Here is a 20,745-nt window from a genome sequence, read left to right on the forward strand (position 1 = left end):
GGCCCGGAGCCGCCCTTATCTGCCCACGGCCAGGGCCGGAACAGGCCTGGGAACGAGTACGACATCGGCACCTGGCCGAAGCTCAACGGGCATCTCGGCAGCGGAGAGCTGGACCACAACAGACGAAGCGCTTGCTGGTGTGGCACCGCTAACGCCGGCCCGCAGAGGCTCGGACACCGCCGCATCCACCAGACATTCGACCCTGGCCACAGGACCAAGGAAATGGATGCGCTCCACTGTGGCATTCGCCCCGGTCGGAGCCGCGCCCGATCCTTCCTGCCTCAGTGCGAGGGATATGCTCTCAGGTCTCGCCAAAACGCTGACCTCGGCCGATGAACCGGCATTGACGGAAGATTCGACCAGAGGCACCCGTTGGCCGAACACCAGAGCCTCCTTTCCCCCGCCCAGCAGCGTACCGGGAAGCCGGTTCGTCAATCCGATGAAGGTCGCCACGAATTCCGAGCGAGGCGATTGATACAGCTTCCGAGGGGCATCGATCTGCTCGATACGACCGGCATTCATCACGCCGATGCGGTCGGCCACGGCCAACGCCTCCTCCTGGTCATGCGTGACGAACAAAGTCGTTGTGCCGGTCTCCAATTGGATCCTGCGGATCTCCTCACGCAGGGAAACCCGAACCTTCGCATCCAGCGCGGAAAGCGGTTCGTCCAGCAGCAGCACCTTGGGTGAAATGGCCAGGGCCCTCGCCAAGGCGACCCTCTGTTGCTGTCCACCGGACATCTGATGCATGAACTTGGCGTTCTGATCACCGAGCCCAACCAGATCCAGCATCTCACCGGCCCTGCGCCTGCATTCCGATCTGCCCACCCCACGTATCTGCAATCCGAATGCGACGTTCTGCAGGGCCGTCATATGGGGGAACAAGGAATAGGCCTGAAACACCATCGCCATATCCCTCTTGTTCGTCGGCAGGCCCGTCACATCGTGGCCACCGACCACGATGCGTCCCGAATCGATGTCCTCCAGACCGGCGAGCGACCGCAGTGCGGTCGTCTTCCCACACCCCGAACGGCCCAGCAGCACCACAAGTTCGCCTGGTCGGATGTCGAGGTTGAAATTCTCCAATGCTTTGACGCCGCCGTAGGATTTATGGACCTGCTGCAGTTGGACGCCGCCACCTACGCTGTCCGATTCACGGAGCACGCTCAGGGCCTCACGTATGGTTTCGGCACCATGTCTATGCCCAGCTTCCGTATGCCCGGCAACCTCCACCGCTTCATTCACCGATTCGTTCATCAGCTCATTCACCCCGGTATGCACCTTCGACGCGGCATCCGACGCATGCCGCTCGATGGGATCCGAAAAGCCAAGGCCCTCGGATGCCCGATCATCGTCCTGTCGCTTGTTGATCATTGCCATAAGCTACTTGTTCCTTCGTCGTTTTATGGAATCCGCAACCAGATCCAGAACCACCAGAAGCACCACGCCGAAGACCAGCGCAAGCAGGGCCATGGCCGTGGAAATCTGGGAATTGGATTGCCCGAGCTGATACAGGGCCACTTGGAGGTTCACCCGTCCCAGCAGGGATGCCACGGTGTATTCGCCCATCACCACGGCGATGCCGATGAATGCCGCGGATAATATGCTCTGCCAGAGATTCGGCAGCAGCACCCTGACAAAGAGCACCGGCCAGGATGCCCCCAAGGATCGGGATGCTTCAGCCAGGGTGCGCATGTCGATCGACCGCATGCCGACGGCGAGCGCCCGGTATGAAAACGGCATCACCAGAATCGTGTAGGCGAAGCATAGCCAGATCGGATTCGTGGAAAGCACGTCGGCTGAGAGCCAACGGTAAATGGGCCCGAGTCCCACAACCAATACGATCGCCGGAATCGTCAGGGGCAAGGTGCTCACCCATTCGACCACGCGGGCCAGGCGGGGAGAGCGCAGGTAGGTAATCACCATCACCGGGACCAGCAGCGCCAGTACCAGTACGACGGTCACCACGCACAACCCAAGGGAGATGCCCAGACCTTGCCACAGTATCGACATGTCGGCTCCAAGGGAATCACCGCTGCCGGTGAAGATGGCCTTCCACGCATCGACACCCCACTGGCCGGAAAGCGGCTGGCGGACGGTAAACAACATCATCGCCATCAGTGGTACCAACAGAAAGGCCAGTACCACCAGCAGTATCACACTTTTCAGTATGCGTTGCCTGCGTATCCGCAAGGCCCTCAACTGCGCAGGATGCGACGGCGTCGCTGGCACCGGCTGCGACTCATCCGCGCGCCCGGATGAGACCGTATCGGATACGCCCTGACTCTCCTGCTCCAATCCGATCACTGCCATCGTGCGAACCTCTTCTCCAGGAGATGACTGAGCATCATAACGACCGCCACGACCACGATCATCGCAAAGGCCAGAACCTGCGCGAAGCCCTGTTGTCCGGGATCCATCTCATTGCGAATCGCTCCCTGAATCATCAGGGGAACGATGATCGAACGCTGCGAGAACAAGGCTGCGGCGGTCGCATAGGCCGAAAAACTGTTGGCGAACAGCAGCAGAAGCGCGCTGATGAATCGTGGCAGCAGTATCGGGCAGGCGATCCTGATCCAATATTGCCAGGTATTCGCACCCAAGGACTCGCAGGCCTCTCTCCACTGCGGCCGGATCGAATCCACGGCCGGCAGGAAGGTGATGATCATCAAGGGAATCTGGAAATAGCAATACACGGTGATCAGTCCCGAAAGGCTGGAAAGCCAGTTCGGATTCACCGTGAAATGGAGGAATTGTTGGAGCATCATGGTGACGATGCCGTTGATGCCGATGGTGGCGATGAACGCGAACGCCAGCATGACTCCACCGAACTGGGCCAGGACCGAACTGAGCGCCACGATTATGCGGCGAATCAGGCCTTCAGGCTTGGCACCCAGAACCAGGGCGTAGGCGGCCAGGCCACCCACGCAGGCACCGATCAACGCGGAGATGAGCGAAACGGCGATTGATGTGCCGAAGGATGCCAGCGTATTCGCTTCCGTGAGCCTCTTGAAATTATCGAGGGTGAAGGCCTGCGTGGGAGAGAGGAAGGCCCCGACCACCACGATGCCGGTAGGCAGGATCAGGAACGCGGCCACATAAGCGAAAAAAGGCAGACTGACCGCAGCCGTGCCGAGGTTCCTGCGTCGCGAGAGACGGGAAGCGGCCGAGCGGAGGCCCTGTTCGCCGGGCCGTCCGCTCGCCACCGTAATGGAAGTCATACCTCAGTTACCGATCGTCTTATCCCAGTTGTTTTGCAGCCAGGTGGTGATCCGTGAGGAATCCTCGTTGGTGTACGAGATCGTGTCACCCTCCAACTGCGTCTGATCGGCGAGGATGTCCTTGTCGACCGTGCCGTCCTTCTCCATCGCCGAAAGCAGCACAGGGGTCGCCCCGCCTTTGAGCCAAAGGTTCTGGGCATCGGCCGAATAGAGGTACTCCTCCCAGAGTCTGGCGGCAGCAGGATGCGGGGCCTGCTTGTTGATCGCCTGATTGTAATAGGAGACCACCTGGGCCTTCGGGAAGGTCTTGTACTCCCAATCGACGCCCTTCGACTTCAGGCTCTTCTTGTAGGAAGCCTGGTTGTATGTCCAGTCGAACACCACTCCGGTCTGGCCGGAGTCGATTGTGCCATCGGTCACGTCGACCTGCGTCAGGTTCCCCTTATCCTTGAGCTTCTTGAAGAAGTCGAGTCCCGGCTGCAGGTTGGTGAGGCTGCCGCCTGAAAGCGCGTTCGCCATCAGGAAGCCGTTGAATGCGGCACCCGCCTCGGCAGGCTTGCCGTTCAAGGCCACGGTTCCAGCGAATTTGGAATCCATCAGATCATCCAGCGAAGTCACCGTTCCGTATTTGTCCTTGTTCCAACCGACGGACATGATGCCGGTGTATCCGGCGTGGTACAGACCCGTCGAATCCTTCAGACTGTCGGGAATCGAATCCCAGGCTTTGACCTTGTACGGCGCGAAATACTGTGTGCTCGTCGCGGCGACCGCAAGGCCCACATCCACCACATCGGGGGCCGCATCGGTTCCGGCGTTGGTCTTGATGGCGTCGATCTCCTCCTTCGAGGAGGCGTTCGGATTGGATTCGTTGACCTTGATCTTCGGGTACTTCTTCTTGAAGGTGGAGATCACCTCACCGTAATTCGACCAATCATGCGGCAGGGCGATCACATTCAGTTCGCCTTCCTCGTTGGCGGCCTTGACCAGATCATCCATGCTTCCGAAGTCAGCGAGTGAGGTGGCGGACGCGGATTTGGAATCGGCTGTGGACGAGGCACCGGCAGAAGATGTGCTGGATGAGCCTGATCCACACGCGGCAAGCGTGGAAACGGACAGGATGGCGGCGACTGAAACCGTCATGATCTTACGCAAAGATTTCACGACATTCCTTTCATCATCAGGATGAGGCAGGCCGTGTTCGAAATCGAATCACCATGAGTTGCCCGCACAAGCATCCTGGGCGAGGACGCATCGTGCGCCCTCTTCCTCCATGTCAGCAACTTAGTTTCACAGGGTGAAGCAGAGGGGTTAGCAAGGTGAACGGAATACGTCGTTTCGGTATCCGTATGTGAATTCTGCGGGATGGAAAGCGCAGCCGTGTTCACGCCCCGCTTCCGCATGCCCAAGGACCATCAGATACAAGGTCGCACCCGTCTTCGATGACGGGTGCGACCTTGCGGTACGGCGGCGGCTCGGTGTTCGGTATGGTCTCGCAGCGATGCGGGCCCGCCTCCCTATCGGCGGTTCAGCGTAAGGCCCCGTCGATCAGCGTGGTGATGAGCTCCGTATAGCCGATGCCGGTTGCCTCCCAAGCCTTCGAATACATTGAGATGGGCGTGAAGCCGGGCATGGTGTTGATCTCATTGACCATAACCGAGCCATCCTCGCTCACGAAGGTATCCACACGGCTCAGTCCCCTGCCGTCAACGGCGGCGAAGGCCTTGGCAGCCATGTCACGGACCTTCTGCAGCGTCTCCTCGGGGAGCTTCGCGGGCACTTCAACATGTGATGCCTCGGCATCCATGTATTTGCTGTCGAAATCGTAGAAGGCCTCGTCATTCTGCCCGCGGTTGTCGAGCACGACCTCCCCGGGCCAGCTTGTCGCGACCTCATCGCGGTCGGAAGGACGCAGCACCGCGCACTCGATCTCCCGTCCACTGACGCCTTCCTCGACCAGCACCTTCCAGTCGTGGCCGGCCGCTTCGAGTATCGCTCCGATGAGCTCCTTGGAATCCCCAGCATGCTCGACCTTGGTCACACCGAAACTTGATCCGGCGCGCGAAGGCTTGATGAAAAGAGGGTATTGCAGATGCGCATCCTCGATCCGGGCGAGAATCCTCTTTCCGGCCTCGATTCTCGCATCCTCATCATCCGGGATCGTTCGGGCATCAACCGTGATCCACGGTGCCACGCCGATACCCGACGCCTGCAGCAGCACTTTGGTGAAATGCTTGTCCATGCAGGCGGCCGATGCGAAGACGCCGCAACCGACGTAGGGCACACCCATCATGTCGAGCAGACCCTGCAAGGTGCCATCCTCCCCGTAGGGACCGTGCAGCACCGGGAAGACCCCGTCGATATGACCGAGGGGAGTCACCACGCCATGATCCGAGGAGTCCGCCATGCTCACGAAATTCGTGCCGTAACCCTTGGCAGGGTCCTTCAGCTCATCGTGATCGCCGATGACGAATCCATCGGCGCCACGGGACACATCAAGCAAAACGGGCCTGGAGGAGGGGGTGATCTCCACGCTGGGGAGCGAGCCGTCGTCGAGATTCCAGGCACGCGGATCCTCACCGTCTATGATCCACTGGCCCGAGCGGGTGATGCCGATCGTCACCACGTCAAAACGTTCCGTATCAATGGCCCTCAGCACACCTGCGGCCGATATGCAGGAAATGGGATGTTCATCCGCTCGACCACCGTATAGGACAACGATCCTCTTCTTTGGCATGATGCTCCTTCATCGACAACCGCGTGACCGCAGCTTATGTTCCGCTGGCTCGCACTCGCGACGAAGACCCCGCACACATCAACGCAGCATCGGCATCGATCAGTAACGCCCAACGAGATGTGCCGGATCATCCTCTCCCAGCTGATAAAAAGATTACCCCTCCCCCATCAACCGGCGAGGTCCTGGAAGGGTCATCCACAACTTCGGCACGTAGCGCGGCGGCGGATGACCCACAACACTCACTCCTCCGAAACGTCGGATGCGAAAAGCTCCTGAAGCATCTCTCCACAGGACAGACCTTCGTTGAGCACACGGCCCATTGCGGTGGCAAGGGGGGTTTCGACGCCAAGCGCCTTCCCCAGAGCCGCCATCGCCTCTGTGGTCGGCACACCTTCGGCAACACCGTTGCTCACCCGTGACGCCTCCTCGGGTGATAGCCCCTTCCCCAGATTCGCGCCGAATGTGTAATTCCTGCTCAAAGGCGATCCGCATGTGGCGACGAGATCGCCCACACCGGCCAGACCGGCGAAGGTGTGCTCCTGTGCGCCGGATGCGACGCCAAGGGCGATGAGTTCGGCAAGTCCGCGCGTCTGCACCATCGCAGCCGTGTTCTCCCCATATCCCGCTCCACGGCACATGCCGACGGCGAGCGCCACCACGTTCTTCAATGAGCCGCACAACTCGAGTCCGACCACATCCGGGGATGTATAGGCCTTGAAATACGAGGTGGTGCATGCCTGCGCGACGGTTTTCGCGACCACGGGATCCGAGGATGCGACCACCGTGGCGCTGGGCTGCCTGGCGGCGACTTCCTTGCTCAGATTAGGGCCGGAAACGGCGGCGAAGCGTTGTGCGGGCAACTGCAGGGCCTCTCGGACGACCTGATCCATACGTGCCCCGGTGCTGCGCTCGATGCCCTTCATCAAGGAAACGACAATCGCATCGTCGGGAATGGCCTCGGCGAAAGCGGCAAGGGCTTCGCGCGCATATTGGGCTGCTATCGCCACCACGACGATTTCGGCATCGCGGACGGCTTGCGCCCTGTCGTTGCTGGCCGTCATCGATTCAGGAAGACGGTCCACGCTCGGCAGCCGCGATCCGTTGCGGTGATTGACGTTGATGTCCTCCACGATTTCGGGTTCCAGCCCCCACATCGTGACCTTGTTGCCCGCGTCCGCCAGCACCTGGCCGAATGTGGTCCCCCAGGCTCCTGCGCCCAACACACTTACGTTCATCTTTGCTACTCCAAACGGAAGGCACCTCGCCCGGCGCCTTCCCCATTCTGTATTGATATCAAACTCTCGCGCTATTGGCGCGCCTTACGTGTCATCGTCGGGTAATCCCACAATCCTTCGGGAGGTGGCTCCTCGCCGCGGATCTCGGACATCAGCGCTTCCATGCGCGCCCGCACGCGTTCAGTCAACTCATTGACGGCGTCCGCAGGCGGCTTATCCCCCCACGTGTCCACATCGGCGAGCAGGTCGGCATAGTCCAGTGCGGTGTCGTAGCAGAGCACGACGTTCTTTCGCGGCCACGGCCACCAGTGGTTGATGGATGCGGCTCCCCAGGTCACAGCGGGGAACAAGGGCACCTGCTTGCCGAGACGACGTGAGGATTCCAACGCGATGTATCCGATGCCCGGTTTCAGTGACATCGGCCATTTCAGAGGATCACGGGTGACCGTGCCCTCGGGCCAGACGGTGAGGGGACGGCCACCGGTGATGATGTTGATCGATTCTTCCTCGATCACCCTGGCCTGGCCGGTGCGACGAGGTACGGGCTGCATCCCGACCAAACGGAACCATTTGCCGATGATCGGCCATCCCGCCATCTCGGCCTTCGCCATGTAACGCGGCCTACGCCCCATATGGAATATCGACATCATGGGGATGAAGACATCGAACTGCGTCACATGCGTCGCGGCCGTAATGAAGGTGCCGGTTTCGGGAACGTTCTCCAAGCCCCAGGCCAGCACCTTGCAGCGGTTACGAACCACCCAAGTGGCTCCGGCGAGCAGCCTGTCCGTGGCCTTCGGGTTCTGTGCCGCTATCTCCGCGGCATTGGGTCGATGCACTCCGGTGGGGTAATACTGGGTGGGGTCCACGAGGTGATGTTTCTCGCGCAGCAGATCCACCTGCACATCCGAAAGTGGCTCCACTGCCGAGCGTGGAGACGGTTTTCCTTTGGATACCATAGCCTCTATTGTGCCCTACATCGTGGCCCTCCGGTGCAGATGCCCCCGAATTGCCGTGGATCAATCCCTCGCGCTCAGGAAATATCAGCTCCCAAGGCGCTCAGTTTCTCACGGAAATCCTCATATCCACGATCGATGAGTGAGATGCCGTGCACGGTGGACGGGCCCTCAGCCGTCAGTGCGGCGATCAGGTGGCTGAACCCCCCGCGCAGATCAGGCACATCGATATCCTGGCCGGTCAGCGGAGTGGGTCCGAAGATCACTGCGGAATGTTCGAAGTTCTGCTGCTGGAAGCGGCATGGGAGCGAACCGAGGCACTCGCGGTACAACTGGATCGTCGCCCCCATCGAAATCAGGGGCTTGGTGAAGCCGAAACGGTTCTCGTACACGGTCTCATGCACGATGCTCAGCCCTTTGGCCTGCGTCAATGCCACAACCAGGGGCTGCTGCCAGTCGGTCATGAAGCCGGGATGCACATCGGTTTCGATGGCCACAGGCTTCAGATCGCCGCCCGGATGCCAGAAGCGTATGCCGTTGTCGCGAACGTCGAATTCCCCGCCGATTTTGCGGAACACATTGAGGAAGGTCATCATCGAAGGCTGATCCGCACCCTCAACGAAGATGTCGCCATGTGTGGCGAGTGCCGCGGAGGCCCAGCTCGCGCCCTCGATGCGGTCGGGCAGCGAGGTGTGCGTATAGCCTTTGAGGGCCTTGACGCCTTCGATGCGTATCGTCCGGTCGACATCGACGGAGATCTGAGCCCCCATCTTCTGCAGGACCGCGACCAGATCCATGATCTCCGGTTCGGTGGCGGCTCCGGAAAGCTCGGTCTTCCCTTCCGCCAGGACGGCCGCGAGCAGAGTCTGCTCGGTGGCGCCTACAGAAGGGTAAGGCAGATGAATCTTGGCGCCATGCAAACCATCCGGTGCGGTGATATGGATGCCCGCCTCATGCTCCTTATCGACCTGCGCACCCAGACGCCGCAAGGTCTCCAGATGGAAGTCGATGGGACGGCTGCCGATGCGGCATCCGCCCAGCGCCGGTATGAAGGCCTCTCCCAGACGGTGCAGGAGCGGGCCGGAGAACAGGATCGGAATACGGGAAGAGCCCGAAAGCGTGTCCACATCGGCGACGTCGGCCAGTTCGACATGTGTTGCGTCAATGGTGACCACACCGTCCTTCGCCTGGACGTCGACGCCGACGCCGTGCAGGCGCAGCAGATCGGAAACGACCTGCACATCCCTGATCTCCGGAACGTTCTTCAATGTGGATACACCTGGCGCGAGCAGTGCCGCGACCATGGCCTTGCTCACGAAGTTCTTCGCACCACGCACCCTGATCGTGCCCTCAAGAGGTTTACCCCCCACGACATGCAATACATCTCTCTCAGGTTCAACACTGGCCACGGCAGACTCCTCTTTATCCGAATGCGGTCCTTACACGACTGATTCTCCCTACAACTTCAAATAGTCTGCCACATGGCATGTGGGGACAGCGTGAAATGTGCGCGAAGCCGAACCCAGCCTCCACACCTCGTTTCCTCATCGAAGAGAACGCGCGATTTTCGAGCCGAGATCGGGATCCCACATCGCGCCGGTCGCACTCATCACCGCATCCGCTCCGGCCTGGCGGTACTCGGCGAAATCCTGCGCATCAAGCACACCCCCGACGCCCACGATCGAGAAATCCAGATCACGCCGGGAGCGCATCCCGTCGAGTCTCCTGACCATATCGAGACCGGAAGGACGTATGGCATTGCCGCATACACCGCTGCGGTCGCGCCCCTCGCCCGGAAGAGCCTGATTGCCTCGGGCATCCACGAGCTTTGCGGAAATCGTGTTGATGGCCGCCAGACCCTGGACCACACCGTGGGCCACCGTGGCTTCGATGATGCGGTCAAGGGCCCGGTCATCGGGTATGTACGCCAGCTTGACGATCAGCGGGATGTCCCCTATCTCATTCTTCACGGCTTCGCATATCCGCCCCACCAACTGAGGGTCATCGCACAGCAGACGGTGTTTGCCCTCATTCGGGCAACTGGTGTTCATCTCGATCACCTTGGCACCTGTTTCCTGAAGCAAGGCGGCCGTGTCAACATGGTCACGGATATACGCTGCGGTATCCATTCCGGATACGCGGGAGCCCTGGAAGCTGCCGATAAGCAATTGCCCCGGACCCGCGTGGGCTATGGCCTGCTGCATGTCCGGCTGCCAGACATCGGGATCACGCGAGGGCACTCCGAATGAATTCGAGATGGATATGGGCCTGCCGTAACGGTCGTCGGCCAGCACACCCTCGTCGCTTTCGGTACCTCCCGGTTCGAGAAAACCATCCTCGGCAGCGGGATGAACGGCGAGCACGTTGGGGAAGGGGTTGCATGCCCAGGCCCTGGAACGCACCGTTTTGTAGACGCAGATGTCGAAGCCCATCCGGAAGGCGGCATCCGTGAACGCGCTGTTGAGCAGCGGTCCCGCAGGGATACCGAAGGGTGTCCTCAGTGGCTGGCCCAGGAAGGAGAAGGGCGTATCCACCGCACCCCCCGAAGGGGTGACCGTCTGCCGCGATGATGCGTCGGCCTGCGCGAATGCACCGAAAGGACCCTCCGCATAGTTCCGCTCATAGCTGCGTTTCACATCATAGAATGGCTGATCCGCAGCACCTTCGTCAGATTGTTGATTGACCCCACCGCTTTGGATGCTCATACACTCTCCCTCGCACAGCTGTTTCCGAGCACGCTATCGCGCCGCATAACGCCATGCTATCGGCAACACTGTATCCGCTCCCCCGAAACAGCGCGATGCCGGACAGCCTTACTGCTCGGGCGTTCCGTAGGGAACGCCCACGCTGCCCGGACCGTGCAAGAGCCTCAGGCTCTTGCACTGAGAGGTCCGGGCCAATTGTCTTGTTCCTCGCGGGCGGAGGTTATGGGCTCGGATGGCAGGTGCCTGGCCGGAATCGTCTTTGGTTTGAAGGGGAATCGCTCGGCCCTGCGTTTCTCGAATGCGGTGATGTCCTCTTCATGCTGCAGGGTCAGATCGATGTCATCGAATCCGTTCATCAAACGCCACCGCGTATAGTCGTCGACGTCAAAGGGAAGCGTCACATCGCCACAGGTCGCTGTCCTCTCCTGCAGATCGACGGTGATGCTGCGTCCGGGCTCCTCCTCAAGCAGCTTCCAGAGCAACTCGATCGACTCCTGAGGCATGATCGCCGCAAGCACTCCGTTCTTCGCGGCATTGCCGTAGAAGATGTCCGCGAAACGGGGGGCGATGACCACACGGAAACCATAGTCGTGCAGTGCCCACACCGCATGCTCGCGAGACGAGCCGATGCCGAAATCGGATCCGGTAACCAGAATCTGGCCGGAGGCATACTCCTTCTGGTTCAGCGCGAAGGCCGGGTCGCGTCGCCAGGCATAGAAGAGCGCGTCTTCGAAGCCGGATTTGCTGACCCTCTTGAGGAACACCGCCGGGATGATCTGATCGGTATCCACATTGGAACGTCGGAGGGGAACCCCCACTCCGGTGATCACATTGAGCTTTTCCATGCCCGTTACACTCCCTTCGCCGCAGCGCTGCCCGCACTGCGACACTGACTGAGCCGCTGTTGCCGCGAACTCACACATATTGCGCCTCGCGCATCTGATCCGATGACGTTCACAGGTCGGTGGGGCTGCTGATGGTCCCACGCACCGCCGTGGCCGCGGCGACCAGCGGGGAGGCCAGATGGGTCCTGCTCCCCTTGCCCTGCCGTCCTTCAAAGTTTCTGTTGGAAGTCGATATGGCCCTTTCGCCAGGAACCATCTTGTCTGGATTCATACCCAGGCACATCGAGCATCCGGCATTGCGCCATTCGGCACCGAAAGCCTCGAAGACCTTGTCAAGCCCCTCGCTTTCCGCCTGCAACCTCACACGGGACGATGCCGGGACGACCAGAACACGATGTATGCTCTTCGCCTTATGCCTGCCCTTCATCACCGAGGCGGCGGCCCGAAGATCCTCGATCCTGCCATTCGTGCAGGATCCTATGAAGACCGTGTCCACGGGAATGTCCTTGATCGACATCCCTGGCTGAAGTCCCATATACGCGATCGCGCTTGCCGCGGCACGCCGTTTGCTCTCATCGGTGATGCGCTCCGGAACAGGGACCTGAGCGTTGATCGGCAGCCCCTGCCCAGGGTTGGTCCCCCAGGTGACGAATGGAGCCAACTCCTCGGCGTTCAGAGTCACTTCCTTGTCGAATACGGCATCGTCGTCGGTTTGCAGGGTCTTCCAATACTCGACCGCACGATCCCACATCTCGCCTTCAGGTGCATGGGGACGACCCTTGAGGTAGTCATAGGTGATCTGGTCCGGGGAGATCATCCCGGCCCTGGCGCCCGCCTCGATCGACATATTGCAGATCGTCATCCTGGCTTCCATCGAAAGCTGATGAATGGCCTTGCCCCGGTATTCGATCACATGGCCCTGGCCACCGCCCGTACCGATTTTCGCGATGATGGCCAATACGATGTCCTTGGCGGTCACTCCCGCGGGGAGATCGCCCTCCACATTGATGGCCATGGTCTTGAAGGGTTTGAGGCTCAGCGTCTGCGTCGCCATGACGTGTTCGACCTCGGAGGTGCCGATACCGAAGGCGAGCGCGCCGAAAGCGCCGTGTGTGGACGTATGGGAATCGCCGCAGACCACGGTCATACCCGGTTGGGTGAGTCCGAGCTGCGGTCCCACCTGGTGGACGATGCCCTGATCGGCATCCCCCAATGCATGCAGACGGACGCCGAACTCCTTGCAGTTGCTCTCCAACGTCGAGATCTGCAGTGCGGAGGTCTTGTCCGCGATGGGCATGTCGATATTCACGGTTGGTGTGTTGTGGTCTTCGGTGGCTATGGTCAGCTCAGGCCGGCGCAGCTGTCTGTGCGCCGCGCGCAACCCCTCGAAGGCCTGCGGACTGGTCACCTCATGCATCAGCTGCAGGTCTATGTAGATCAAATCGGGCGCGCCGTCTTGCCCCTGGCGCACCAAATGGTCGGCCCAGACCTTCTCGGCCAGTGTTGTTCCCATCATCCACCTCATTCATCAATTCCGTTGCCGTGTTCAGCAGCGGACAACATTCGTAGTGCCTTAAATCGAGTATGGAACGTATACCAATTTCTGGACTTTTGCATTTCACAATATGAGATGGCATAATCCCATATATGACCTTCACCGAACCCCTTTCAGAAATAAGTCAGGAACGGCACGATAACGCTGTTCTTGCCCGCAGCGGCGGCGCCGATTCCGCACCAGCCATAGACGACTCGGAAATACATTCGGGCGTCGGAGTGCTTGACAAAACCGTCAAGATACTGGATGCCCTGGAATCAGGGCCTTCGACGCTCGGCCAGCTCGTCGCGGCCACCGGACTCGCACGCCCGACCGCCCATCGTCTGGCCATCGCCCTGGAACGGCACCGCTTCGTTCTGCGCGACGCCCACGGTCGTTTCGTTCTTGGCTCCCGCTTCGCCGAACTCGCCGCCGCAGCAGGCGAAGACCGGCTGCTCACCGCGGCGGGGCCGATACTCCAGACCCTGCTCGATCGCACCGGGGAATCCGCGCAGATCTTCCGCCGCCAGGGCGACCAGAGGGTGTGCATCGCATCAGTGGAGCGCAGCAGTGGCCTGCGCGACTCGATACCGGTCGGAGCGATGCTCTCGATGGAGGCCGGTTCCGCGGCCCAGATACTGCTGGCATGGGAGGATTCGGAACGCCTGCACCGCGGTCTGCGGCACGCGAAATTCACGGCCAGCAAACTCGCCGCCGTTCGCAAACGCGGATGGGCCGAATCATCGAACGAGAGGGAGGCGGGTGTCTCATCGATCTCCGCCCCGATCAGGAACGCTTCGGGAAGCGTGATCGCCGCCATATCGATATCGGGCCCGACCGATCGCATGGGAACATCACCAGGCCGTCACTACGCGCCCCTGGTGATGGCTGCCGGTAAATACCTATCCGACGCAATCGTCAAGGCGGCGCCGCTGGCCGGCAACCTCTGAAATCCGCAGGCGCCGCCTGATGACTCAGCGCTTTCTACGGGAAGCCCTCAGTGAGGCGAATATGGCCGCGAGCGTCGCCACCCCTCCGGCCAGCACGCCGGGTTTGCGCAGGAGATTCGCCGCATCCCCGGTCGAGCTGGGCATATGGCTCATCGCGAAGGTGTAGGCCTTATGGGATTTAGGCTTGCCCACCAGATCGCCGAATTCCAGCAGCTGCGTTCTCGGGTTGTGCGGATGGCGGATATCGAATTCGAACATGCGTGCCGCGCGCTTGCGTGGCACCGGTCCGTATGAGCCGAAGCCGCAGGTGGGCGTGACCCCGAGCATCATGCCCTCATGGGTGCCGACGAAACCGTTGCGGTGGTCATGCCCCGCGAACACGGCGAAGTATCCCTCGCTTCTTCTGAGGATCTCGAATTCGCCGCAGTCCGTATCCGGGCAACTGATCCCCTCGCCGAGGTAGCTTCCCGGCAGCGTCTTGGTCTCATCAAGCACATAGCACTGCGAGTCGTAAGCCCGGTACCCCTGAATCGCGTAAGGGGTGGTGGCAGGCACGACCCTGAGCAGATCATAGAACTGCGGCAATGGAATGTGCTGGAACACGATGGATTTGGTGTGCAGCAGACGGGGCAGCTGCGCAAGGAACGCGAGACCGGCGCGCGACGGCACACCGTACCCGCCCGTTTTCGCGTAATCCCCCGAATCCAATATGACCAGGCCGAACACATTCCTGCTCCCACTGACATCGGCAACCGGCAGGGCGAAGGTACCCGGTTCGCATGCGTAAATGACCTGATCGGCAAGACCGGAACCCGGCTGGCTACGGGGCTGGTCAGGTCTGGCGGCCGTGGATTCGGGATTCAGGCAGCCGGGGAATTCCCGGTAGATGGCGTCCATCTGCGCAGTATCCAGGCCACACTGGAAGTCGTGGTTGCCATAGGTCACCGCAAAGGGGATGCCCCGCGCGATCACCGGTTCAAGGAACTGCGCGATGCTGTGGCGCACCATATCCCGGGTGCGGGCATAGTCATGCTCACGCTCACCTTCGGCATCCTCATAGGCCGGGTTGGCGTTCAATCCTTCGATCTCGGCAAGGCCATCCTCGGGGATCGCAGGCTGATTGCCGCTCATGCCCTGAAGAGCGTTACCAACCCAGTTGCTGACGCTGCGGCCCGCGGCATAGACACCATCCCAACCTGTCCCCCAGCGACGTTTGCGAAAGGTCCTGGCGTATGCGGCATCGTAACCCGCGATCTGGTCACCGGAGAACACCACCAGATCGGGGCGTGAAGCATCACAGGCCGCGGCGATCAGGCTGATGGTATCCGGTGACACTTTGGGCCCGTCCTGGATATCGCTCAGCTGCAACACCCTGAATTTCCCGGAGTTATGGAATTGCAGGCGTCCCAAGCGGGCAGAGACCGAGACCTGATCGGCATGCGGGCGCCCCTCGGAATCAGGACGGGCATTGCGTGAAGTGCGAGCTTCAATCATGATTCCACACTACTTCACCAATCCGAAGATTCTCAATCATCAAAGCCCCTTACGCATAAGGCAATATCTCCACCCGAGCTTCCAGATACGCCGGCCTTCCCCTGCTACGACCGACCACATAAGGAAAATGACCACGAAGGAGCCAGATCTCGATTCACCTGTGAGGACACGATAGCTTTCGAGCATATACTGGTGCATGTCACGCGCCTGTATGGTGTGGGGGCTGTATCACTGGTGAGGCAACAAGGGGGTTTGCATCATGACAAAAGAAGTGGCATTCATAACAGGATCGGCGCAGGGCATCGGCGAGGCGATCGCCCGTCGATTGGTCTCTGATGGATTCGCCGTGGCGATAGCAGATCTCAACTTGGAACTGGCGGAACAGGTGGCGGCATCCATCAGGGAAAGCGGCGGCGAGGCGACGGCCGTGAAACTCGACGTCTCCGACCGTGAAGGCTTTGAATCGGCTGTCAGACAGGCAGCGCGCGAGCTCGGCGACCTGACCGTTCTCGTCAACAATGCAGGCATTGCACCGACCACGCCGATCGACACCATAACGCCGGAATTATTCGACAAGGTCTATCACGTCAATGTCGCCTCATGCATCTGGGGCATGCAGGCGGCCGTCTCGGTCTTCAAGGAGATGGGCCACGGAGGGAAGATCATCAACGCGGCAAGCCAGGCCGGTGTGGTCGGCAATGCGAACCTGATGCTCTACAGTTCGACGAAGTTCGCGATCAGAGGGCTCACGCAGGTGGCAGCCAAGGATCTGGCGAAGGATGGGATCACGGCGAACGCCTTCGCACCGGGAATCGTCAAAACGCCGATGATGATGGATATCGCGCATCAGGTCGCCGTCAATGCCGGGAAGGACGACGAGTGGGGCATGAGCACCTTCTCCAAGGACATCACCCTGGGACGCCTGAGCGAGGCGAGCGAAGTCGCTGGCGGGGTTTCATTCCTGGCTGGTCATGATTCCGATTACATGACCGGACAGACTTTGATCATCGATGGCGGCATGCAATTCCAGTGAACGGATACCGGCGCATCCGCAGCCGGTGGCTGGGATGCGCCGGTCGATCAGTCGAGGCCTTCGCATGACGCGAGGGGTGCACACGGATGAAGGGCCCGGCCGCATATATGCGGCCGGGCCCTTCATCCGTTAAGTCGGTGATACAAAACGGCGCATGCAGCCGACTGAGGGAATCGCGATGACCGATGGCGCCGAACATGCTGATCATTCAGCACGACAACACCCGGTCATCTCCATCCGGCAGCAGGCTGCACACCCGATAGGGTTCACACCCTAGAACGTGATGATGAAACGATAGTCACGACCATCAAGGACACTGGACACATAATCATCCAAATCGGATTTCGTGAAATTCACTCCAATGGAGCGAAATCCTTGTGCTGCCTTGCTCCTCAATGTGTGAGGCATCGCCTCATTGCTTGTTTCCCGAAGCTTTTTGTCTTCCGCGCTCACGTTGCGCGCCATATCCCACTTTTGATTTTTGTCAGAGTGGATTCGCATTCCTTTATGCATATTATTCACTTATTCCTAAACACATCTCATCTACGGCCGGTCCTTCCGGCCTCATATTGACTTTGTATTCGATGATGACTATACACCTGTTGCATGCGAAGGTAACGCTCAAAGCTGAGAGGGGCATGGAGGCGGCCAACAGCTCGGCATGCAATAATCTGCACATGGATGACTATGTATTGGCTGGGGATTATGACAACGAGACTTTGCAGGAAATGATCGAGCTGCGCGATCTGTTCGAATTAGGCGTCATTGATGAGACCGAGTTCTCGAACCGCATCGCGCAACTGATGGACTGGTGATACGTCACCACCTCATCATGAATGCGAAGTTCACCGCTCGAGCGTAAAGGAACGCTCTGCGATCCAGTATGCCTGAATATGGACCGCCGATCGGGGGAAATGACGTCCCCTGGCGATCAGCACGCGTATATCCCGCAAAGCCGAACGTTCACCGGCCGCCCAGAACTGCCAGTTCTCCAATCCCGGCCCATCACGCATCACACTCTGCAGAACGGATTCCACGCAACTCACAGGCGAAGCGCCGTCGACGAAGCGTGCAGTGGTGAGCTTGTTCCTCCTCTCCGGCAGGAAAGCGGTCAGATCGTGATCACCACCCACAATCACCTCGGCATGCACATTGATTGGCAGCACGCGCAGTATCGAGCACACGGCCGGGAAAGCGGATTCATCTGCGAACAGCACCACGCCCTGCAGGGCTTCATCCTGTTGGAAGGGCCTGGAACCCATGACCTGTGCATGCAGATGGTCACCGACCTTCGCGTGTGTGGCCCAATGCGCGGCCGGGCCGCCACCGTCATGCACGAAGAAGTCGATATCGCACCCATCCGAATCCGGCGCAATCGAAGAGATCGTGTATCCACGCTGCACCTCGCGTCCGCCTTCCAGAGGGAACCACAGACGGAGCCAGGCCGCGGCCTCATGCAAGGACGCGGGCAAGGGGCTGTCGCTCGAAAAGCTGACCCTGCGCATCACCCCGCCATATACATCCTGCGTCTGTACGACCTTGAGATCGAATTGCCTGGCACCCAACAAATCAAGCACGGCCCCTTGGAAACCTCTTCCCACAGCATTCCCCCGTTCGGCGCTCATCTGTCGAGCGCCCATATCCTGCATGCAAGTCTCTTCATCGCTCATTGCATCAGTGCGTATTACGCGAATGCGCATCCATCCGATGCGGATGGATGCTCCCGATTCTAAGGATGCGCTTCGGGCATGTAAATAGCCCACAGCATCTCATCTGTGATTCAGAGCACACCTATCACGCGATGGGTGGGGTTCATCGGGGCCAGGCGGATGCCCGGGATGCGGTCACGCCAAGGCTTCGCCGCTGTTCCTCCATTGACGGACCGCATATCCTGCGAACAGCGACAGGACGTAGAGCACCATGACCGCGGCGAATACGGTTTCCACGCCCTGGAGGACGAACAGCCAGGAAGGCACGGCCCAACCGGCACTGCGAAACAGCGTCAACGCCTTATACAGGGCGGTGGCCGTAATGACGAAGGGGAATGTCATGGCGGCGTATGAGGGGACGAAAGGCGTGCGCAGCAGCTTCGGCAGGTGAAGCAGCACCATGACGAACAGCAGTTGGGCGCATACCAGCATCACCAGCACCAGCATCGTGTTCGGATTGCTTGCAGCTGTGGTGTATCCGGCTATCGAGAGGCTCATCGGTGCCGCGTAGATGCAGAACGATGGCTTCGCGGCCTCCGGCAGCTCGAGACGAAACATCCTCAGGGTCACCACCACGAATGTAAGTGCGTACAGTACGAAACCGCACCAGAAGATCAGCAGTCCAAAAGGCTGCTGCCCCACGGCCTGAGAGGTCGATGAGGCCACGACGATCCCGACGAAACCGACGAACCAGGTGGGATACACATTGCTCAGAGTGAAGGCCCTGATGACAAAACGACTGGTGATATGGACCATCAGCACGATGTTGCAGCTGACTGCAAAATACCACAACGCCACAGCGATCATATGGGCGCCTGTACCCAGTGGCGCCAGATAGCTCGCGTACTGCATCAAGGACATCAGCACGGTTGCGGAAACCGGCGCGACGACCGGGTTGGACATGTCCTCGCTCAACACGATTGCGGGGTGGATCAGGCATTTGGCGATAATCGTCACGAAAAACGATAAGGCCAGTAGCGCGAACAGCAGATGGATCCATGCGCTGGCCGTAGGAAACAGCGTGCCCAGCAAGGCACCAAGTGCCAGGACGCCAAGGGTGAGGCCGCCTTTGGGCAGAGGGACCGAACGGTGATAGCTGACCATCCGTGATTCATGGCCTTCATTCCGTTCCTTGTCCAGACTTGATTGATTCGACGCGATATCAGGTGCCTCCACCGTGGTGTTCATGCTGCTCATACCACCAGTGTGCAAAGCAATCATCCATTCTGCAAATTACTCAAAGATATATTATTTATTCCATATTGGAATATCATAGGGATTGAAGCGATATAGCGACGAATCCCGAGGAACACCATGGCCCGCATAGATGACATCAGTTTCACACTGCTTAACACCCTCGTCGCCGTTTACGAAACACGTGAATTCACCGCCGCAGCGGACGAACTGGGTATCGCGCAATCCACCGTTTCGAAAAGAATCGCCACCTTGGAGGATGTCTTCGGTCTGTCGCTATTCGTCAGAAGATCCAAAAGCGAGCTGCTGCCGACCCCCGCAGGACGCCGTCTCTACAGCTCGGCCGCAGGACTCCTGCAACAGTGGTCCGATGCAGTGTACCACATGTCCGCGAATAATTTCCAGAAAACACCCTTCTCGCTCCTCCTCTCCCACACCGCATCGAGCACCCTGCTCCCACAGGTGATTCAGGGCATGCAGAGCTCACTGGACACCACCGACTTTTCAGCGCATACGATGAACTCCGAGCAGATACTGGAAAGCATCGTGAAAAAGCATGCGCATATGGGCATCGTCGAGAAACCGATGAGCACGGATGTGCTTCGACTCGATGTCCTGCGCGAGGACCGGCTGGTTCTGGCCGGCGATTACAGGCAGCATCGAGGCATGGGAGAGCACGGCCACCCCGCGCGGAGCGACTCCGGGGCGTCTTCCACCACATCCTCAGCCTTCCCCGGCGAGGGTGAGGTATCGCCGGATGCCCTCTGGCTGGTGAGGGAGGCCGGCTCAGGGGTGCGGTATTTCACCGACCTGTTTTTCCGGACCGTCGGCCTGTCCCCCAGCAGGGTTGTGGAACTCGATAGCAATGAGAAGATCCGTTCGGTGCTCGCATCGGGCGTCGGATGCACCATCCTCTCCCAGGACTCCGTCCCTGAGGGCATCGCCACGGTCGACCTGGGTGATTCCTTCATACGCCACTTCTACGCCCTGACGCCCAAAACGGGTCTGAACCCCGATCAGCGGATGCTCGTCGAGAAGATCATCACCCTGCTGCGATAGGCCCTGCCTCGCAGCTGTCGCCGTATCGCGGATTCACCGTGCCCATGCCCGCTGGATGCTCATACGCAGCGCACCA

Annotated in this window: 19 protein-coding genes; 4 read left to right on the forward strand and 15 right to left on the reverse strand. The window is 59.9% G+C overall.

Going from position 1 to position 20,745, the window contains the following annotated elements:
• Nucleotides 1-15: 15 nt before the first annotated feature.
• The 11 genes from BPSY_RS00490 to leuC form a co-directional block, all read right to left on the reverse strand.
• On the reverse strand, nt 16-1,380 hold the full coding sequence (locus BPSY_RS00490) for an ABC transporter ATP-binding protein (protein WP_238556756.1): 1,365 nt from the start codon (nt 1,378-1,380) through the stop codon (nt 16-18).
• 3 nt (nt 1,381-1,383) lie between these two features.
• Nucleotides 1,384-2,313 (reverse strand): ABC transporter permease subunit, encoded by a 930-nt coding sequence (locus tag BPSY_RS00495; protein WP_081884027.1) that lies wholly within the window; start codon nt 2,311-2,313, stop codon nt 1,384-1,386.
• Nucleotides 2,304-3,221, reverse strand: coding sequence for an ABC transporter permease (locus BPSY_RS00500; RefSeq protein WP_033496085.1), 918 nt, complete (start codon nt 3,219-3,221; stop codon nt 2,304-2,306). Before BPSY_RS00500 ends, BPSY_RS00495 begins: the two co-directional genes overlap by 10 nt.
• Nucleotides 3,222-3,224: 3 nt before the next feature.
• Nucleotides 3,225-4,382 (reverse strand): ABC transporter substrate-binding protein, encoded by a 1,158-nt coding sequence (locus BPSY_RS00505; protein ID WP_033496083.1) that lies wholly within the window; start codon nt 4,380-4,382, stop codon nt 3,225-3,227.
• Nucleotides 4,383-4,746: 364 nt separating this feature from the next.
• Complete coding sequence (locus BPSY_RS00510; RefSeq protein ID WP_033496082.1) at nt 4,747-5,955, reverse strand: D-alanine--D-alanine ligase family protein; 1,209 nt, start codon at nt 5,953-5,955, stop codon at nt 4,747-4,749.
• Between the two features lie 239 nt (nt 5,956-6,194).
• The gene (locus tag BPSY_RS00515) at nt 6,195-7,190 is read right to left on the reverse strand and encodes an NAD(P)H-dependent glycerol-3-phosphate dehydrogenase (RefSeq protein WP_033496080.1); all 996 of its coding nucleotides are present in this window, start codon (nt 7,188-7,190) and stop codon (nt 6,195-6,197) included.
• 71 nt (nt 7,191-7,261) lie between these two features.
• Complete coding sequence (locus BPSY_RS00520) at nt 7,262-8,149, reverse strand: lysophospholipid acyltransferase family protein (RefSeq protein ID WP_033496078.1); 888 nt, start codon at nt 8,147-8,149, stop codon at nt 7,262-7,264.
• A gap of 74 nt (nt 8,150-8,223) precedes the next feature.
• Nucleotides 8,224-9,555 carry a UDP-N-acetylglucosamine 1-carboxyvinyltransferase gene (gene murA / locus BPSY_RS00525; RefSeq protein WP_033496076.1) on the reverse strand — a complete coding sequence of 444 codons (1,332 nt, stop codon included), beginning with the start codon at nt 9,553-9,555 and terminating at the stop codon, nt 8,224-8,226.
• A 135-nt stretch (nt 9,556-9,690) separates the two neighbouring features.
• Nucleotides 9,691-10,851, reverse strand: a complete 1,161-nt coding sequence (locus tag BPSY_RS00530; RefSeq protein ID WP_051921332.1) for a beta/alpha barrel domain-containing protein — start codon at nt 10,849-10,851, stop codon at nt 9,691-9,693.
• Nucleotides 10,852-11,015: 164 nt separating this feature from the next.
• The gene (leuD, locus tag BPSY_RS00535; RefSeq protein WP_033496074.1) at nt 11,016-11,696 is read right to left on the reverse strand and encodes a 3-isopropylmalate dehydratase small subunit; all 681 of its coding nucleotides are present in this window, start codon (nt 11,694-11,696) and stop codon (nt 11,016-11,018) included.
• A gap of 109 nt (nt 11,697-11,805) precedes the next feature.
• Nucleotides 11,806-13,209: a 3-isopropylmalate dehydratase large subunit gene (leuC, locus tag BPSY_RS00540; protein WP_033496188.1), complete on the reverse strand. Its 1,404-nt coding sequence runs from the start codon at nt 13,207-13,209 to the stop codon at nt 11,806-11,808.
• A 134-nt stretch (nt 13,210-13,343) separates the two neighbouring features.
• On the opposite strand from leuC, the gene BPSY_RS00545 reads away from it, so the two are divergent.
• Nucleotides 13,344-14,180, forward strand: coding sequence for an IclR family transcriptional regulator (locus BPSY_RS00545; protein ID WP_033496072.1), 837 nt, complete (start codon nt 13,344-13,346; stop codon nt 14,178-14,180).
• A gap of 24 nt (nt 14,181-14,204) precedes the next feature.
• Here BPSY_RS00545 and BPSY_RS11855 read toward each other — a convergent pair whose 3' ends face one another.
• Complete coding sequence (locus tag BPSY_RS11855; RefSeq protein WP_033496070.1) at nt 14,205-15,674, reverse strand: metallophosphoesterase family protein; 1,470 nt, start codon at nt 15,672-15,674, stop codon at nt 14,205-14,207.
• A 259-nt stretch (nt 15,675-15,933) separates the two neighbouring features.
• Between BPSY_RS11855 and BPSY_RS00555 the strand changes: the two genes are divergently transcribed.
• Nucleotides 15,934-16,707, forward strand: coding sequence for a (S)-acetoin forming diacetyl reductase (locus BPSY_RS00555; protein ID WP_033496067.1), 774 nt, complete (start codon nt 15,934-15,936; stop codon nt 16,705-16,707).
• A gap of 273 nt (nt 16,708-16,980) precedes the next feature.
• On the opposite strand, the gene BPSY_RS00560 is transcribed toward BPSY_RS00555, so the two are convergent.
• Nucleotides 16,981-17,220 (reverse strand): hypothetical protein, encoded by a 240-nt coding sequence (locus BPSY_RS00560; RefSeq protein ID WP_152596810.1) that lies wholly within the window; start codon nt 17,218-17,220, stop codon nt 16,981-16,983.
• 71 nt (nt 17,221-17,291) lie between these two features.
• Here BPSY_RS00560 and BPSY_RS11670 point away from each other — a divergent pair, with 71 nt between their 5' ends.
• Complete coding sequence (locus tag BPSY_RS11670; RefSeq protein ID WP_162178426.1) at nt 17,292-17,522, forward strand: hypothetical protein; 231 nt, start codon at nt 17,292-17,294, stop codon at nt 17,520-17,522.
• 30 nt (nt 17,523-17,552) lie between these two features.
• On the opposite strand, the gene BPSY_RS00565 is transcribed toward BPSY_RS11670, so the two are convergent.
• Together BPSY_RS00565 and BPSY_RS00570 are read right to left on the reverse strand one after the other, a co-directional pair.
• Nucleotides 17,553-18,377, reverse strand: a complete 825-nt coding sequence (locus tag BPSY_RS00565) for a siderophore-interacting protein (protein WP_033496062.1) — start codon at nt 18,375-18,377, stop codon at nt 17,553-17,555.
• Between the two features lie 174 nt (nt 18,378-18,551).
• Complete coding sequence (locus BPSY_RS00570; protein ID WP_051921334.1) at nt 18,552-19,613, reverse strand: TDT family transporter; 1,062 nt, start codon at nt 19,611-19,613, stop codon at nt 18,552-18,554.
• A gap of 117 nt (nt 19,614-19,730) precedes the next feature.
• Here BPSY_RS00570 and BPSY_RS00575 point away from each other — a divergent pair, with 117 nt between their 5' ends.
• Nucleotides 19,731-20,669: a LysR family transcriptional regulator gene (locus BPSY_RS00575; RefSeq protein ID WP_034886530.1), complete on the forward strand. Its 939-nt coding sequence runs from the start codon at nt 19,731-19,733 to the stop codon at nt 20,667-20,669.
• The last annotated feature ends 76 nt before the right edge of the window (nt 20,670-20,745 follow it).

The sequence above is a fragment of the Bifidobacterium psychraerophilum genome (assembly GCF_000741705.1).
In the GTDB taxonomy this organism is placed as follows: domain Bacteria; phylum Actinomycetota; class Actinomycetes; order Actinomycetales; family Bifidobacteriaceae; genus Bombiscardovia; species Bombiscardovia psychraerophila.